This is a genomic window from Longispora fulva, from assembly GCF_015751905.1.
GTDB lineage: Bacteria > Actinomycetota > Actinomycetes > Mycobacteriales > Micromonosporaceae > Longispora > Longispora fulva.
In genome coordinates, this window is the sequence record NZ_JADOUF010000001.1 from 5,952,682 (window position 1) to 5,967,936 (window position 15,255).

Annotated in this window: 17 protein-coding genes and 1 tRNA gene; 6 read left to right on the forward strand and 12 right to left on the reverse strand. The window is 66.8% G+C overall.

Annotation, left to right across the window (positions count from 1 at the left end; translation table 11 throughout):
* Position 1: 1 nt before the first annotated feature.
* The 9 genes from IW245_RS26910 to IW245_RS26950 all read right to left on the reverse strand — a co-directional run bounded on the left by IW245_RS26910 (position 2) and on the right by IW245_RS26950 (position 5,220).
* Positions 2-244 carry a hypothetical protein gene (locus IW245_RS26910; RefSeq protein ID WP_197005948.1) on the reverse strand — a complete coding sequence of 81 codons (243 nt, stop codon included), beginning with the start codon at positions 242-244 and terminating at the stop codon, positions 2-4.
* Positions 229-438, reverse strand: coding sequence for a hypothetical protein (locus IW245_RS26915; protein ID WP_197005949.1), 210 nt, complete (start codon positions 436-438; stop codon positions 229-231). The genes IW245_RS26910 and IW245_RS26915 overlap by 16 nt, the downstream gene beginning before the upstream one ends.
* Positions 439-642: 204 nt before the next feature.
* Positions 643-2,841 carry a cell division protein FtsK gene (locus IW245_RS26920; RefSeq protein ID WP_197005950.1) on the reverse strand — a complete coding sequence of 733 codons (2,199 nt, stop codon included), beginning with the start codon at positions 2,839-2,841 and terminating at the stop codon, positions 643-645.
* A gap of 89 nt (positions 2,842-2,930) precedes the next feature.
* Positions 2,931-3,095, reverse strand: a complete 165-nt coding sequence (locus tag IW245_RS26925; RefSeq protein WP_197005951.1) for a hypothetical protein — start codon at positions 3,093-3,095, stop codon at positions 2,931-2,933.
* A 149-nt stretch (positions 3,096-3,244) separates the two neighbouring features.
* Positions 3,245-4,126 (reverse strand): ABC transporter permease, encoded by an 882-nt coding sequence (locus tag IW245_RS26930; RefSeq protein ID WP_197008699.1) that lies wholly within the window; start codon positions 4,124-4,126, stop codon positions 3,245-3,247.
* Between the two features lie 8 nt (positions 4,127-4,134).
* Complete coding sequence (locus IW245_RS26935; protein WP_197005952.1) at positions 4,135-4,353, reverse strand: hypothetical protein; 219 nt, start codon at positions 4,351-4,353, stop codon at positions 4,135-4,137.
* Positions 4,350-4,727, reverse strand: a complete 378-nt coding sequence (locus tag IW245_RS26940) for a hypothetical protein (RefSeq protein ID WP_197005953.1) — start codon at positions 4,725-4,727, stop codon at positions 4,350-4,352. Before IW245_RS26940 ends, IW245_RS26935 begins: the two co-directional genes overlap by 4 nt.
* Positions 4,724-4,960, reverse strand: coding sequence for a DUF6284 family protein (locus IW245_RS26945; RefSeq protein ID WP_231400278.1), 237 nt, complete (start codon positions 4,958-4,960; stop codon positions 4,724-4,726). Before IW245_RS26945 ends, IW245_RS26940 begins: the two co-directional genes overlap by 4 nt.
* Positions 4,960-5,220: a helix-turn-helix domain-containing protein gene (locus IW245_RS26950; protein WP_233472941.1), complete on the reverse strand. Its 261-nt coding sequence runs from the start codon at positions 5,218-5,220 to the stop codon at positions 4,960-4,962. Before IW245_RS26950 ends, IW245_RS26945 begins: the two co-directional genes overlap by 1 nt.
* Before the next feature lie 142 nt (positions 5,221-5,362).
* Between IW245_RS26950 and IW245_RS26955 the strand changes: the two genes are divergently transcribed.
* The 4 genes from IW245_RS26955 to IW245_RS26970 all read left to right on the forward strand — a co-directional run bounded on the left by IW245_RS26955 (position 5,363) and on the right by IW245_RS26970 (position 8,758).
* Positions 5,363-5,725, forward strand: coding sequence for a hypothetical protein (locus IW245_RS26955; RefSeq protein ID WP_197005955.1), 363 nt, complete (start codon positions 5,363-5,365; stop codon positions 5,723-5,725).
* A 182-nt stretch (positions 5,726-5,907) separates the two neighbouring features.
* Entirely contained in the window at positions 5,908-7,242 is a 1,335-nt protein-coding gene (locus tag IW245_RS26960) for an NsdA family TPR-like regulatory protein (RefSeq protein ID WP_197005956.1), read from the forward strand.
* A gap of 23 nt (positions 7,243-7,265) precedes the next feature.
* Complete coding sequence (locus tag IW245_RS26965) at positions 7,266-7,790, forward strand: NUDIX domain-containing protein (protein WP_231398953.1); 525 nt, start codon at positions 7,266-7,268, stop codon at positions 7,788-7,790.
* Between the two features lie 413 nt (positions 7,791-8,203).
* Positions 8,204-8,758, forward strand: coding sequence for an SLATT domain-containing protein (locus IW245_RS26970; RefSeq protein ID WP_197005958.1), 555 nt, complete (start codon positions 8,204-8,206; stop codon positions 8,756-8,758).
* Position 8,759: 1 nt separating this feature from the next.
* On the opposite strand, the gene IW245_RS26975 is transcribed toward IW245_RS26970, so the two are convergent.
* From IW245_RS26975 to IW245_RS26985, 3 genes are all read right to left on the reverse strand, one after another.
* The gene (locus IW245_RS26975; protein ID WP_197005959.1) at positions 8,760-9,884 is read right to left on the reverse strand and encodes a YaaC family protein; all 1,125 of its coding nucleotides are present in this window, start codon (positions 9,882-9,884) and stop codon (positions 8,760-8,762) included.
* A 101-nt stretch (positions 9,885-9,985) separates the two neighbouring features.
* Positions 9,986-11,491, reverse strand: coding sequence for a tyrosine-type recombinase/integrase (locus IW245_RS26980; RefSeq protein WP_197005960.1), 1,506 nt, complete (start codon positions 11,489-11,491; stop codon positions 9,986-9,988).
* A 76-nt stretch (positions 11,492-11,567) separates the two neighbouring features.
* A tRNA-Thr gene (locus IW245_RS26985) sits at positions 11,568-11,644 on the reverse strand.
* A gap of 155 nt (positions 11,645-11,799) precedes the next feature.
* On the opposite strand from IW245_RS26985, the gene IW245_RS26990 reads away from it, so the two are divergent.
* Together IW245_RS26990 and IW245_RS26995 are read left to right on the forward strand one after the other, a co-directional pair.
* Entirely contained in the window at positions 11,800-13,446 is a 1,647-nt protein-coding gene (locus IW245_RS26990) for a metallophosphoesterase (protein ID WP_197005961.1), read from the forward strand.
* A 190-nt stretch (positions 13,447-13,636) separates the two neighbouring features.
* Positions 13,637-15,202: a putative Ig domain-containing protein gene (locus IW245_RS26995; protein ID WP_197005962.1), complete on the forward strand. Its 1,566-nt coding sequence runs from the start codon at positions 13,637-13,639 to the stop codon at positions 15,200-15,202.
* The last annotated feature ends 53 nt before the right edge of the window (positions 15,203-15,255 follow it).

The window sequence follows — 15,255 nt, forward strand, 5'->3', positions numbered from 1 at the left end:
GCTATCGGGTTCCGCGTGCGTGGGTGGCTCGGGCGTGGGTGAGGAGCTTCCGGCCGAGCCGGAGTCGTTTGCCGGTGCCCTTGCACCGTTTGCAGTCGCGCCAGGCGCGTCCGGTCGGGGAGCGTTTGCGGCCGGAGCCGGTGCAGCGCGGACAGTTCTTGAACGGCCAGATCGCGCACGCTGCGGCGTAGATCGCGGCCCAGATCAGGGCCGCGCCGACGGCGAGGATCAGGAGTTGCGCCACGGGCCTGACTTGGGTCGGTGCGGTACCGGGCAGCCGACGCCCTCGCAGCGGCCCTTGAAGCATCGGGCCAGGGCCCGCATGCCCGGGGTGGGGCCGGTGCGGATGACGGTCAGGGTGAGTTCGGCGAGTTCGAGGATGCCGCCAGCGACGGCCAGAGCGCCGATGGCGGCGAGGATGATGAGCAGGGTGTTCACGGGTGACGTGCTCCAATTCTGGTGACTGTGCGTGATGACGTTTGGGCATGGCTATCGCCAGCCCGGGGACCCGCCGATGGCCGTTCTTGGCCGTTTCGGCTGGTCAGCGGGTCGGGGTCTAGGTCGCTAGGTGGCTGGCCAGGGTGGTTGGCGGGTTCTAGCGGGGGGTCTAGACCTAGAGGGTTGGGGGTCTAGACCTAGCCCCTATCCGCTCTTCCACTTTCGGTTACTGTCGGTGATGGCCAGGGTGATGTGGTCGCGGATGATGCCCTTGAGGTTTTGGCCCTTCTCGCCGGGCACCTGTCCCCAGACCTGTTCGGTGGCGACCTTGAAGGGCTTGAGGGCTGCGGCCAGCCAGGTGGCCTTGGCTCCGTTGTCGTTGTCGGCCTGGTGCCCGTACACGTCGGGGCGCAGCTCAATCAGCCGCTCGACGACGGTCTTGGACCACACCTTGGCCTCGGATGCCGGGATGACGGCGAGGATGTCTTCGAGCAGGGTCGACGCTGCGGTGGTGTCGGTGGCGGCAACCTCGCCCACGGCCTGGCCGGTCAGGGTGCCGGCGTTCTCGCGCAGCAGCCTGGCCCGGTCGAGGATGGTTTCGGCGTCCTGGCCGTTGGCGAAGTGCGTGCGAACGATGCCCGGGGTGTCGGACATGCCCTTGAGGATGCCGACGCCCTTGTGGGACGGCAGCAGCCGCGACGCGTCGAGGCCCTCGGAGTATGAGCCGGCTCCGAGGACGGTGTCGGAGACCTGCCAGGCGGCGACGCGCAGGGCGAAGCGGGCCTGGTGCTGGTCGCGCAGGATCGACGGGCAGGACTTGTCGTCGGGCTTCTGGGTGGCGCACATGACCGACACCCCCACGGCTGGGGCGACGCGGGTGAGGTAGACGAGGACGTCAAGGATCTGCTTGCCGAACTCCGGGTGCAGCAGGTACTCCTGCACCTCCTCGATGATCGCGAGGGTGAGCGGCATGTCCAGGGACTTGTTCCGCGACAGCTCCGGCGTCAGTTTGCCCTCCGGGCACACCGACTTCGGCAGCTCCGACAACCGGACGTAGCGCTGTTCGGCGTCGGCCTTCAACTCGAGCAGGGCGTTGAGCAGCCGCTCGGCCGGGTCGACCCCGTCCTTGCCGACCACCAGTCCGAACCCGCAGCGGTGGGCCACCTTGGCGAAGCTGCGCCAGTCCGGGGAGCCCTTGCCGTCGAAGACGTACAGCCGCACGAACGGGTCGAGCGCTGCGGCCAGGCCCACCAGGCGAGCGGAGAACGTCTTGCCCTGCCGAGGAACCGCACCGATGAGCAGCGAGATCCACAGCATGGAGATGGCGACCTGGTTGCCGCGCTCGTCCACGCCGAACGGGAACGGCTTCCAGAAGTCCACCTGGTCCATACCGACCAGCGGCGACCTGCCGGCCGGCACCGCGAGGGGGTCGCGGTCGGCCACCCACATGTTCACCCTCCGGTTCGACGTGGTGTCGCGGTCGAGGAACACCTGGGTGTCGGCGATGTCGATACCCGACGCAAGGCGCTCACGGCCCTTGACCGCGTCCCCGAACGTCTTGCCGTACGGCAGATCGACGACGGCACGCCAACCGTCGCCGTCACGCGCGATGGGCTGCGGGAACGCCACCCCCTCATCGGGCTTGGCCAGCCCAGCGGCGACAAACGCGCGGGTCACGATATCCGCCGACAGCTTGCGGGCCCGGAAGGTGACCATCGCGGTGTCGAGGAGCGGCTTGTCCTTGTTGCCACCCACCAGACCCAGCGCACCCAGCAGCGCGGCCAGGAGGGTCCAGGCTCCCCACTCAGGAACCATGTTCAGCACGACCAATGCCGTGACGAACAGGACCACCGCGCCGACGGCGGCGAGGATCAGGCGCATCTTCACGCGGTCATTGCGGACCCCCGTAAGCCGCAGGTATGCATCGATGTCGCCGCTGGACACAGCCGCGCTGCGCAGCGGAGCAGCCTCGGAGTCGAACGTCCAGCGGGTCACGCCGCTGGTGACCTTCCACAGTCCGCCCGGGGAGCGCAGGAGCAGCTTGCCGCCGTACTTCGGCAACCTGACCGCGTGGTAGCCGGCGGTGTGGGTGTAGTGCCGCACGACCCAACGGGCGACGCTACGGGCTTCGGTGGCGGAACGTGCCCAGGCAGGCAGGATCGGCAGTCGGGCCGCATCCTTGGCGGCCATGACCGCCCGGTAGCCGTCCGGGTCGAACCGCTCGACGGCGGCGACCTGGTCGACGGGCAGCAGCTCCCCCTCCACCACCTCGGCGTCGTCGAGGGGCACTTCCCACTCTGGGGACCGCACCTGGTCCGGAACGCTGTCGAGGGCGGGGAGGCTGGGGTTGGCTCGGATCTCCGTTTCGAGCCGATGGAATAGCTCGTTGTCGTCGTGGTTCACTGAAAGTCCTTCCTCGGCTTGCTGGGGAGTGGGTGCCGGGGCGCGGCAGCGGTTCCTAGGCCAGACGGCCGCGCCCCGGGCGAAAATCTCTAGTAGTGCTTCCACCAGGGGAGCTTCTGCACGATCGCGTCCACCTCGGCCGAGACGGCGTCGAGGCGCTTCTCGCTGACGTTCTTCGGGAGCTTGTCGTACTTCGCACGCGCCGCCTTGAGGTCTGCGCGGGTCGGCTTCTCCGGGTTGGACTTGCTGGCCATGAATGATCTCCTTCACCACGGGCCACCTCGTGTGGCCTCGTGCCCGCCCCCGACTCGAACGGGGGTGTCTGCCAGCCGGGCTACCTTGCTGGGCGGATGCCGGGGCGCGGCAGCGGTTCCTAGGCCAGACGGCCACACCCCGGGCGGACCTACCGTTTGATGTTCGTCTCGGTGGTGTTGTGCATCAGGTGCGCGAGCGCGGCGCCCATGCCAAGGACGGCCACGGGCAGGCAGGCGACGGCGGTGGTGATCGGCCACGGGGCCTCGGTGACTCCGGCTGCGGACATCAGGTGATAGGCGACCTGCCCGGCAGCCCCCAGGACGAGGGACCCGATCGCCGACCACTTGGCGAACCTCCGGGCCCGGATCGGGATGGACCCGGACAGCCAGGCCCGCAGCGCGTAGGCGGCGTAGGTCTCCACTCCGATCGGCAGAGTGATCGCGGTGTTGAGCTTCGCGTCATCCCACAGACCCGGCAGCGGGTGCACGACCCCGAACCCGGTCAGCTCCCCCAGGCCCACCCACCCGGACCAGATCGCCACGAACGCCGGTAGCGCCAGCAGCAGCACCGGCCAGGAGCGCACCCGACGCGCCCGCCGGGGCGACTCGGCCTCGGCCAGGTCGGTCACCGTGTCCGGGTGTCCGGCCTCATCCACCTGCACGGTCGCCGCTACCGGCGACGAGTCGGCGGAGGCGACCTCGGTGGTGTCGGATCCGGGTTCCGGGTGGGTGTCCGTGGGCACGGTCTCGGCCGTGTCGGCGTTGCTCGCCAGGAAGTCGGGGACCTCAGTCGGGCTGGTCCACTCGATTCGGCCACTGGCCTTCAACGCCCGGTTCGCGGCCGTCAGGTTCAAGCCGCTGTCCTCCAGGGCCTCGCGGACCTTGATGGCCTTGGGGGCTCCGATGCGCAGCTCGGCCATCAGCCGGTTACGCGACGGGACCTCGCCCAGCTCCACCGCCAGGTTCAGAGCCTTGGCGTGCAGCTCGTCCATCGGCCACGGGTAGGCGCTCCCGCTCTTGCGCTCCTCCATCGCGGCGGTCACTTCGCACCCCCGAACAGCGAGTCACCGATCGAGTTGAGCGACTGGCGGACCGCGCCGACGAGGGCCTTGGACGGCTCCGACAACGCCCCGCCGGAACCGGCGATCGTCAGCCCGAGCATCACGGCGATGACCGCCGCACCGGTCGAACGCGAGTTCTTCCAGCACAACCCCACCAGCCCACCCAGGAGCAGGACCCCGAAGATCGCGAGGCTCATCGGGTCACCCCCGACCCGCCGTAGTGGCGGGCAGCGGCCAGCATGTACGCGGCCAGGACGTCCGCGCGGAGGCGAGCGGCCCACCGGTTGATCGTGTCCGGGTCACAGTCCAGCAGCAGGCACCGGCCCGCCAGCCGGGGCAGGAGGAACCTGCCCAGGCTGATGACCGCGCCCCGAGCGTGCGCCTCGGCGGCCTGGCGCTCGACGTGGAAGCCGAGGGCGACGAACTCGACGAGCTCCGACAGGTCGACACCGGTCACCATCGCGGGGACGGTGTCCCACTTCGGCAGCAGCCGGGCGGCCTCGGCCAGCAGCTCCCCGTTGGACGGGGCGGGAGTCTCAGCGGCCGGAGCCACCACCAACGTAGCCATCACGCAACCTCCTCCAGCTCGACCAGGTCCCCGGCCACCGACGTGGCCCAGGCCAGACGCGCAGCCAGGATCTGGCGCACCAGGTGCCGCTCACGCCGCAGCTCGACGTCCGACGCTGGACGCCCGAGCCGCTTCAACTCCAGGCCCGTCAGCTCCAGCTCCAGCTCGATCACCGGCCACTCGGCCTCGATCGAAGCCAGGTCAGCCGCCGTGGGCTCCAACTCGACCGCGGCCATCACGCCGCGCTCCGCGTGACCGTGTACTCGGCGGCGTCGACCAGGCCCAGCTCCAGCGCTCCCGACTCCATGGCGTCGATCGCCTTGGCCGGAACGACGTACCGGCCCCGGACCCTGATCGCGGGAAACTCCCCCGCGCGGATCGCCCGGTACACCGTGGGCTCGGACAGCTTCATCAGCAGGGCCGCCTCAGCGACGTTGTAGAAGCGCGGCGCCGGCGGGCTGTTCCCGCCCGGTGTCGCGAGTGTCGTGGTGTTCACGAGGTGGTCTCCGTTCTCAGAGGATTCCGTGTAGCGCTGATATTAGCGCTGATATTAGCGCTTGGGAAGTGCGAACTTCGCCGACACGTCGGACTACGATCAGCAGGACGACTGAGCGGCGCGAACGTGCAGGAGGACTCGGGTGGGGGACTGGCAGGCGGTAGCCGACGCCATCAACGCGCGGATGGGCGACCTGCCGATCCAGCAGAACGAGCTAGCCGCCCGTTCAGGAGTGTCTGTCGCGACGATCCGCGAACTCCAGGGCGGCGGCCCAGGCCGACGCCGGTCGGCTCGAACCATGTCCGCGATCTCGACCGCGCTCGACTGGCCAGAGGACCATCTGGCGCGGGTTCTGGCCGGCACCAACTCATCCGGAGGTGGTCGCTCTTCCGCGACATCGGCTCCGAACGACATGAGTGCCGTCCTGGCCAAGCTCGACGAGCTCCAAGTGGAAGTACGTGAACTCTCTCGGAAGCTCGACCGTCTCGCTTCCGATCAGTCGTAGTCGGTTGTCATGTCCGCTGCCCCCTCGCTGTCCGTTTCGCTTGCTGGACTAAGCAAACCGCGCCAGCGAGGGAATCGACAGGCGACGCTTGAGCGACGACGGCTGCCCCAGCTTGACCAGGGGATGACGGGGGATGACTCGGAGGGTTGCCCGGCGCGGAGGCCAAGCCGCATGGTGATCACATGACCCGGTTGCGCGAGGAGCGTGAGCAACGAGGCTGGACCAAGACCAGCCTCGTGCACAAGCTCGAACGCGCTGCCGCTGCACAAGGGGTCGGCGTTGCGACGCGCAAGAGCCTGCTGCGGATGCTCGCCCAGTGGGAGAACGGGCACCGCGAGGTCGGCGAACCCTACCGAACGCTCATGCCCATCGTGTACCGGCTGGAGCCTGCCGAGCTCGGCCTTGGCGCATCCTCGAACGGGACGAACTCGAAGCTCGGCCTTGGGTTCGAATCCTCGCTCGCCGCGACGCTGGTGATCGTCGAGGAGCTTGCCAAGTACGACCTGCTCGGGCACACGGCGATCGTGCAGGGCAAGTTCGCACCCGACGCCCTCAACGCCGCAGTGCTCGACTGGATGTTCGCTGCGCCGTCCTCGGACGTGGAAGGCGGCCGGCGCGAGGTCACCGCTCGTCACGTCGCGGAGGTGCAGGCGACCACGCAGGCATTCGACCGCCTCGACCGCCAGTTCGGCGGCGAGCACAGCAGAGAGCTCGCGACGAAATACCTTCGGGATGCCGTGGTGCCCATGCTCCGCGGTCGGTACGCCGAGGGCGTGGGTCACGACCTGTTCAGCGCCGCAGCTGCGCTGTGCGAACTCATCGGCTGGATGGCCTACGACGCGGACCGCCACGCACTCGCGCAGAGGTACTTCACCCAGGGCCTTCGCCTGGCGAGCCAGGCCGGCGACGATGCCTACGGCGCATTCCTGCTCGCGAGCATGGGCCACCAGGCGCTGTACCTGAAGCAACCAGCCCAGGCGCTACGACTCGCGCAAGCGGCATACGACCGGAGCAGCCGCACGAGCTCGGCGGCAATGCTCACGGAGGCAGCCTTCCTTACCGCTCGTGCGTATTCCGAGCTCGGCGACGCGTCCGGTTGTGGCTCCGCGCTCAAGAGGGCTGAGGATGCCTACGAGCGGATTCGGCCAGACACTGAACCGGCATGGGCGACGAACATCGACGAGACGATTTTCGCCAGCCACGCAGGTACGTGCTGGACCAGGCTGGACCGTCCCGCTCAGGCACTACCGTTCCTGCGCACCCTCTGGGACAACAGCGCGGATCAGGCTCGGCGGAGGGCCTACGCCGCCGTCCAGCTCGCCACCGTCGCCGATCAGGAGGGCGACCTCGAACGGGCTGGCATGCTTGGTATCCAGGCAGCCGAGGCAATCAGCCAGGTCCCCTCAGCTCGTTCCAAGCACGAACTCGCGGCACTACTGCGAAGGCTCGAAACGAAGAAGGACCACCCCTTGATCCGAGACCTGCACGAGCGTGCGCGTCTTGTACTGGCCGACTAAACATGTCAACCACAGGAGTGTCCTTGAACGTCAGCATCGAAGAGGACCTGGTCGCCGAGGGCGAGCCAGAGCCGGAGTTCAACCCGGGGATCGCCGCTCGACTGCCGCGAAAGATCATCGCTGGCGGAGCGCTGATTCGGGACGCTGCTGGACGGATCCTGTTCGTGGAGCCGAACTACAAGCCGTTCCTCGACATCCCCGGCGGCATCGCCGAGGCGAACGAATCCCCTCTTCAGGCATGTCGCCGCGAGGTTGTCGAAGAGCTCCAGCTAGACCTGCACATCGACCGGACACTGGTCGTGGACTGGACTCCGGCCCACGGCGTCTGGGGCGACACGATCCAGTTCGTGTACGACGGCGGCGTCCTCACGCCTGAGCAGATCGAAGCGATCCGCCTACCAAACGACGAACTCGCATCGATCCGCTTCCTGACCCTCGACGAGGCGACACCGAACCTGCGGCCCTCAATGGTTCGCCGAATCGCCGAGGCACTACACGCTCTCAACAAGGGCGATGTTCGCTACGCCGAGTTCGGTCGGCTCCCTTAGACCGATTCGCAGGCGTGGGCACGAGGCCTACGCCTGCGGCTCGTACGCAACGTCTTACTACTCCTGCTCGATCCTTAGCACTGGGCCCGTCCAACCCTCAGGTGCCACCACGAGGCGCATCGTTACACCCGTGGCGTGCTCATCTGCCGCTCTCCCGAAGCACCCCAGAGCAGCTATAGCGTTGTCATCGAAGTTGCCGATGAGTCGAGTCCAGGTCTGAGTGCGAGCGTCGTAGTTCGCGGAGGACTGGCGCATCAATCGGCGTTGCGCTTCCCAGCCTGGTTCGTCGGCGGAGGCAAGCTTTGCTCGGACCTCGATCAGGACCGCCACTTGCGAATTTTCATCACCCATGCACCCAAAGGTAGCGGGTCCACGACCTCACTATCCATCGATGCCCGTGCTAGCGTCCCGACGTGACCCATCCACTTGGCTCAACGTCAGCGTCCGGAATGCGGCTCCCCGCAGACCCTCCAGTCGGCACAGACCCTCTAGACATCGCGCTTCACTACCTGGACTTCTACGTTCAGGAGTACGCGCGCGCAAGGGCCGTCGTGAAGGGACGAGCAAGCCGCGTAGTCATCGGGACGGCCGGCGCGAACGGCTTGATCGCATTACTTGGGGCTCTCATCGCCGTCATGAATGCACCCTGGCTCGGCGTCGTCAGCGCCGGGTTGGCAGGGTTCGTGTCAGTCATCGTCGCCTGGGATGGCATGTTCAGACACCGAGACCTGTGGGTGCAGAGAACGATGATGCTCGCTCAGCTTCAGGCTCTCAAGCGGGTCACCGAGCTCCGACGGGCATCGGGTGATGACCGCCAAACACTCGCACAAACCTGCATGCAACAGCTGAACGAGATCCTAAATGAAGACCTATCGACTTGGGCCGAACTCCGTCGGTCACCGACGTCGGACAGAAACGTCGATGTGGTTTCAGGCGGAGCCGCCAACCCTAATGGGACGGCGACCTGAGCTAGGGCGCAATCGCCAAGTGAATCGCCTCCAGGAGGAGCGTTGGAACAATGTCTAGTGCCTGATCAAGAATGTGTTCGATAGCGTTGGCTTCTCCGGACACGTCAATCTGGATCATCTTCGCCCAGTTATTAGGCTCATAACGCGCCATCATCGACAACGCGAAGAGCACTGCCCACCAAACCAGTAGCGGATGCAATGACTCGGCCATACTTCCAACACTCGGAAATGCCCACCAGTCCACAGAACCACGGTAGCGAAATGACTTCAACTCTCGCGCGGCCTTTCCCCATTCCGGATCCCCTTGTTGCGGATGCGGCCAGTAGACAGGCAAACTGCATGCTTTGCCAGAATCGTCTGGCTGCCACCCGAGTGGGTTGCCGTCAGCCGCAGGGAAGATGTAGCCGCGCAACGAAGGGTAGCGGTCCAGGAAAAGGCTCAACTTTTTCTGATCGTCGCCGATGTCTTGCCTAACAGAATCAGGCACGAACCCAATCGGGACCTGATATGTACTACCTGAGCCTTCCAACGGTTCTTTGCCGCCCCCGAATGACAATGCCGGGAACTTCGGACTCCCATTCAATGGAACGGCGTTTGATTCCGGAATTAACGGCCACAGGTCACCCAGATTGACCTTTTCTCCTGGAACGAGCCCCTGTACCCCGATCGCCGCAGCAACCCCGGGCATCAAGCCAGTCCAGTCCGCCTTGACCGTAACTTTGGCAATTCGATTCTGACTCGTTGCTGGTGCAGTAATCCCATGTCCTCGAAGCATCCAGGCGATGGTTTCAGCCTTAAATTGCCCAGGATTTTCGCGATCGGGGATAGATACTGTCGTCGGTAGTCGCACTGAAGCCGCAGCAATCGCTCGCCCACCCTGCGAAAGGGCGTAAAACAACTGGAGGGGGCGAGTGGCATACCCCGCTCCTTCCGCCGCCGTCATTAACTGCTGTGCTTGTTCGAGTGCAGCCTGGAAGGTGGCCGCCCGAGCGGCATTCGTTGCGGTTGCTCCTGGCAGCGTCATGCGGAGTCCGCGCAGCTGCCGCCATGCCTCCTCGCGTGACGGGAGGCTGATGTCACGCCATGTCAGAACCAATTCGGTCGGCCTCCAATCCTTGGCCTTCAAGCCACGCTTCTGCGTGGAGGATGCCCTGAGAGCATCCTATGCTCGGCATCGGCGAAGACCGCTGATCAGCAGAACAGAGTTCGTTAGCATTCGGTTGCAGGTTAGACAACACGCGCGCGCCTCCCACGCGAGACCGCAACTAGCCTCTCTGCTTGCAGCAGCTCGACGGCACGGTGCGCCGTACTGATCGCGACGCTGTATCGATTCCCTAGGTCGGCCATTGTGGGAAGCTCGTCTCCAGAACGCAGAACTCCACATGCCATCGCAGCCCTAAGGTCAGCGGCGATTCTCTCGTACGGCGCGGAGGGCTCCTCGGGCTCCCGCACCGTTGTCGGCGTACCTGAGACGTCCAGGGCAACCGGCGGGCGTGGGATGTGGTTCGTCAGGTTGCCTGCCGCTCGCTGGTCAGCCTCCGCCCGCCAAGCCGAGTACACCCGCAATGTCGTCGTCCCTCCCCCACCGTGCCCGAGCCGGCCCGCGACCGTGCGCACGTCCACCCCGCTGCTGATCAGCTCCGTCGCCGAGTAGTGCCGGAGGTCGTGGATGTTCATGTCCCAGCCGAGCCGGGCGCACATGTTCGAGTACCGCTGACTCACCGAATCCGGCTTCCGCCATGTGGCGTGGTCTGGGTCGAGGGAGAACACCCGCGCGTCCCTAGGCAGTTTGAGGCCCAGCGCATCGGCCTGGGTCTCGCAGTGCAGCAGATAGGCGCGTAGTAGCGCGATCGAATCCGCGTCGAGCGCGATCCGGCGCTGCTGGTGGTCCTTGGTGTCCTTCTCCCAGGTCCGGCCGCCCTCCTGACCGATGCTGCTGCGGATCGTCAGTACGCCCTTGTCGAGTTCCACGTACTCCCACCGGATCGCGCACAGCTCGCCGCGGCGGGCGCCCGTCACCATCGCCATCCAGACGAGCATGCCCCAGTCGAGATCCTTGAACGCCTCGTTGAGGATTCGGGCGGCCTGGTCGGTCGTCGGCGGGTGCGGCTTCGGCGGTGGGGACGGTGGCGGCTCAGTCATCTCGATGGGGTTGACAGTGAGCCAGCGCCAGCGGATCGCCCGCTTGTACGCCCCGCTGAGCACCCAGTGCACCTTGCGGATGGTGGCCTGGGCGAGGGGCTTGCAGACGTGGGCCCGACAGCGTTTGTCGCAGCTGTGCGGCCCCTCGGTGTGGTGGTCGGTGCCGGCACGGCCTTTGCAGTGTGTTCGGCAGCGGCGCAGCTCGGCGTAGAACGAGTCCACAACCTCACCGTCGAGCCTGGCCACCTGGACGTGCCCGAGCAACGGCCGGATGTGGTTCCGGATGATCCCCTCGTAGCCCGACTTCGTCTTGTCGTCGATCTCGGTGAGCTCCATGTACCGGTCCATGAGCTGACCGATCGTCGCCTTGGTCTTCGGGTTGCGCTGCTCGTCGACCTGGTTGAGGAACCGGGTGCGGACCTTCTCGGCCAACTTGGCGGCGTTCGGGCCGGGAGGAACGGTCTCGACCAGGTAGTTCCGCTTGCGCGAAACGGGGTCGATTCCCGCGTAAACCCTGACTCTGAGTGATCCCGACGGGAGCTCTTCGATCTCTCCACGGGTGCGTCCTTTGGTGCCCTGTGGGGTGGCCATGGAGCCAACATAGCTCGAATAGCTCCACGCGTAGCTCCACGCAAAAGGGCCCCGATCGATGATCGAGGCCCTGAGCTGGAGCCGCCTTCGGGATTCGAACCCGAGACCTACGCATTACGAGTGCGTTGCTCTGGCCAACTGAGCTAAGGCGGCACTACAACGGGCACCGGCAGGCCGGTGTCGCCGCCCCAGCATACGTGAACGATCGGGTTCTCGCGAACCACCCCTCAGCCAGCGGACATTCGGACTGACAGGTCCATGACAGGCATCTATCCGACTCAAGATCCCAGTGGATAAGGTGCTGGACGATGGACACCACGGAACCAATCCGGAAGAAGCCGGTCGCCTGGTTCGCACCGGGGCAGCTGGCGGGGACGGCCCTGCGCGTGCTCCTGGCGCAACGTTTCGGGGCGTACCTGGACAAACGTGAACTTCAGGCGATGTTCGAGCAGCCGACGTTCCGGCACGACAGCGAGGAGCTGTGGCTGGACTACGTCGCAGACGTCGGCGACGGGTTCGACTCGACGTATTCGATCGCCTACCTCCTGGCCCAGCCGAGCCTGCGCCTCACGCCACCGCCCGCCACCGGCCCCGGCGCAGGCGGCGAACCCGGCGCTGCACCCGGACCCGGCGCGGAAACCGACCTCCCCCGGGGCAACGTCCTCGTCATGGGCGGCGACCAGGTCTACCCGGTCGGCTCGGCGATCGGCTACCGCGAGCGCTGCGAAGGCCCCTACTCCACGGCCTTCCCCGACTCCGACGACGACGGCGCGGACCTGCGCGCCCCGGCCCTCTACGCTCTCCCCGGCAACCACGACTGGTACGACGGCCTCACAGCCTTCCTGCGCCTCTTCGGCAAGGGCCGGCACTTCGGCGGCTGGCGCAGTCCGCAGAGCCGGAGCTACTTCGCGCTCAAGCTGCCGCACGGCTGGTGGCTGTACGCGATCGACGAGCAGTTCGACGCGTATCTCGACGAGCCGCAGATGGACTATTTCCGCGCGGCGGCCAAGGAGCTCAAGCCCGGCGACAAGGTGATCATCGCGTCGCCGGCGCCGTCGTGGGTGTACACGGAGGAGAAGCCGAGCGAGTACGACACGATCAAGTACTTCATCAAGAAGATCATCGGGGACCGGGATGTGCGGGTGAAGCTGCACCTGTCCGGGGACGCGCACCACTACGCCCGGTACGGCGACGGCTTCATCACCTGTGGCGGCGGCGGGGCGTACCTGGCGGGGACCCACGGGCTGCCCAAGGGGATCGCGGTGCCCGTGGTCGGGGGCGCGGCCGTGCACCCGTTGCAGACGACGTACCCGAGCAAGGAGGACTCGAAGCGCTACGGCTGGGGCGTGTTCTGGCGGATGCCGCTGCGGAACCCAACGTTCGCGCTGCTCATCGGCCTGCTGCACACGCTGGTGCTCCTCGCGTTCGTCTCCTCGAAGCCCCGGATCCTCACCCTGCCGGTGATCGGGATGGTGGCGGTCGCGTTCGCGGCGACGGTCGGGTTCTCCACTCTGGAGGCCCGGGTGATCCGCAAACGGCACTGGTCGGCCGGGTTCCTGCACGGCTGCGGCCATCTCGCGCTCGCCATCGCCGGGATGATCGTCTGGAACAGGCTGCCGTTCGTGCACCTCGACCCGCCGTGGGGCTCGGCGTCCACGCTGCTCTACCTGCCCGTGGCCTCGGTGCTCGGCGTGCAGATCGTCGCCGCCTACCTGCTGATCGCCGACCGGTTCGGCGTCAACCGCAACGAACTCTTCGCCGGCCAGGGCATCATCGACTCGAAGTCGTTCCTGCGGATGAAGTTCGCCAAGGACGGGTCACTGACGATCTACCCGATAGGCCTGGAGCGCTCCGGCCGCGCGTGGCAGCCGAACACCGGCGACGGCCCCAGCCTGCTGGCCCCGGTCGACCCCCTGGTCCCGCACCTGATCGAGTCCCCGATCGTCGTGTCATAGAAAACCATCATTTTTTACGGCGAGGCCTGCGCGGCTTCCGACGGTCCGCCGGCGGTCAGCTGTGAACGGAGGTTAACGGCCTTCAGAAACATTTAACGTCGCCTTGAGTCGCCCTTGAAGTGCGGGTCCCGATACTCCGGACAGCCAATCCACCCCCCGGTACTGGCGCCCCGAACATCGTGGAGCATCCATGCGTAAACAATTCCTCACCGGCCTCGGCGCGTCGCTGTTCGCGGCAGCGGTGGTCGCCGCCGGTGTCGCGGCGCCGTCCTCGGCGGCCCCGAGCCTCCAGGCGAGCGGGCTCAACGCCACGATCGCGCTGAACAACTGTTCGGCCTCGCTGGTGCGCTTCCCGTCCTCGGTGGACACCGACCGGGCCCTGATGCTGACCAACGGGCACTGCTACGAGGGCAGCATGCCCGGCGCCGGGGTGGTGCTGCAGAACAAGGCCAGCACCCGGTCCGGCACCCTGCTCAACGACGCCGGCACGGCGCTGGGCACCCTGCAGGCGGACAAGCTGATCTACGCGACGATGACGGGCACGGACGTCTCGCTGTACCAGCTCACCACGACCTTCGCCTCGATCAAGACCAGCTACGGCGTCACGGCCATGACGGTCTCGGCGAGCCACCCGGCCGACGGCATCGCGATGACGATCCCGTCTTCGTACTGGAAGCAGACCTGGTCGTGCTCCATCAACGGGTTCGTGCCCACGTTGAAGGAGGACGTCTGGACCTGGAAGGACTCGATCCGGTACAACACCGGCTGCCAGACCACGCACGGCACCTCGGGCTCCCCGATCCTGGACAGCGCCCGCAACGTGATCGGCATCAACAACACCGGCAACGACGACGGCGCGACGTGCACCCTGAACAACCCGTGCGAGGTGTGGGCCGACGGCACCACGCACGTCACCAAGGGCCAGAGCTACGGTGAGCAGACGTACTGGTTCACCACCTGCCTGAACTCCGGGCGCCAGATCGACCTGACGGTCAGCGGCTGCCTGCTGACCGGGGCCACCCCGCCCACCGGCAACACGGTGACGGTGACCAACCCGGGTGGCCAGACCGGCACGGTCGGCACCGCCGCCAGCCTGCAGATCCAGGCCAGCGACTCGGCCTCGGGCCAGACCCTGACCTACTCCGCCACCGGCCTGCCGGCCGGCCTGTCGATCAACGCCGGCACCGGCCTGATCTCCGGCACCCCGACCACCGCCGGCACCTCGAACGTCACGGTCACCGCGAAGGACACCACGAACGCGACCGGCTCGACCTCGTTCAGCTGGACCGTCAACGGCACCGGCGGCGGCTGCTCCGGCCAGAAACTGCTCAACCCGGGCTTCGAGTCGGGCTCGGCCTCGTGGACGGCCTCCGCCGGCGTCATCGACAACGGCACGTCGCAGCCGGCGCGGACCGGGTCCTACAAGGCCTGGCTGGACGGCTACGGCAGCACGCACACCGACACCCTGTCCCAGTCGGTGGCGATCCCGGCCGGCTGCCGGGCCACCCTCACCTACTGGCTGCACATCGACACCGCCGAGACCGGCAGCACCGTGTACGACAAGCTGACCCTCAAGGCCGGCTCGACGGTGCTGTCCACGTACTCGAACGTGAACGCCGCCGCCGGCTACGTGCAGCGCACAGTCGACCTGTCCGGGTACGCCGGCACGACCGTGACCCTCACGTTCACCGGCACCGAGGACAGCTCGCTGCAGACCTCGTTCGTCATCGACGACACGGCCATGACGCTGAGCTGAACTGAGCAATCCCGGGGACGGGGCGGACACCTCCGGGTGCCCGCCCCGTCGCC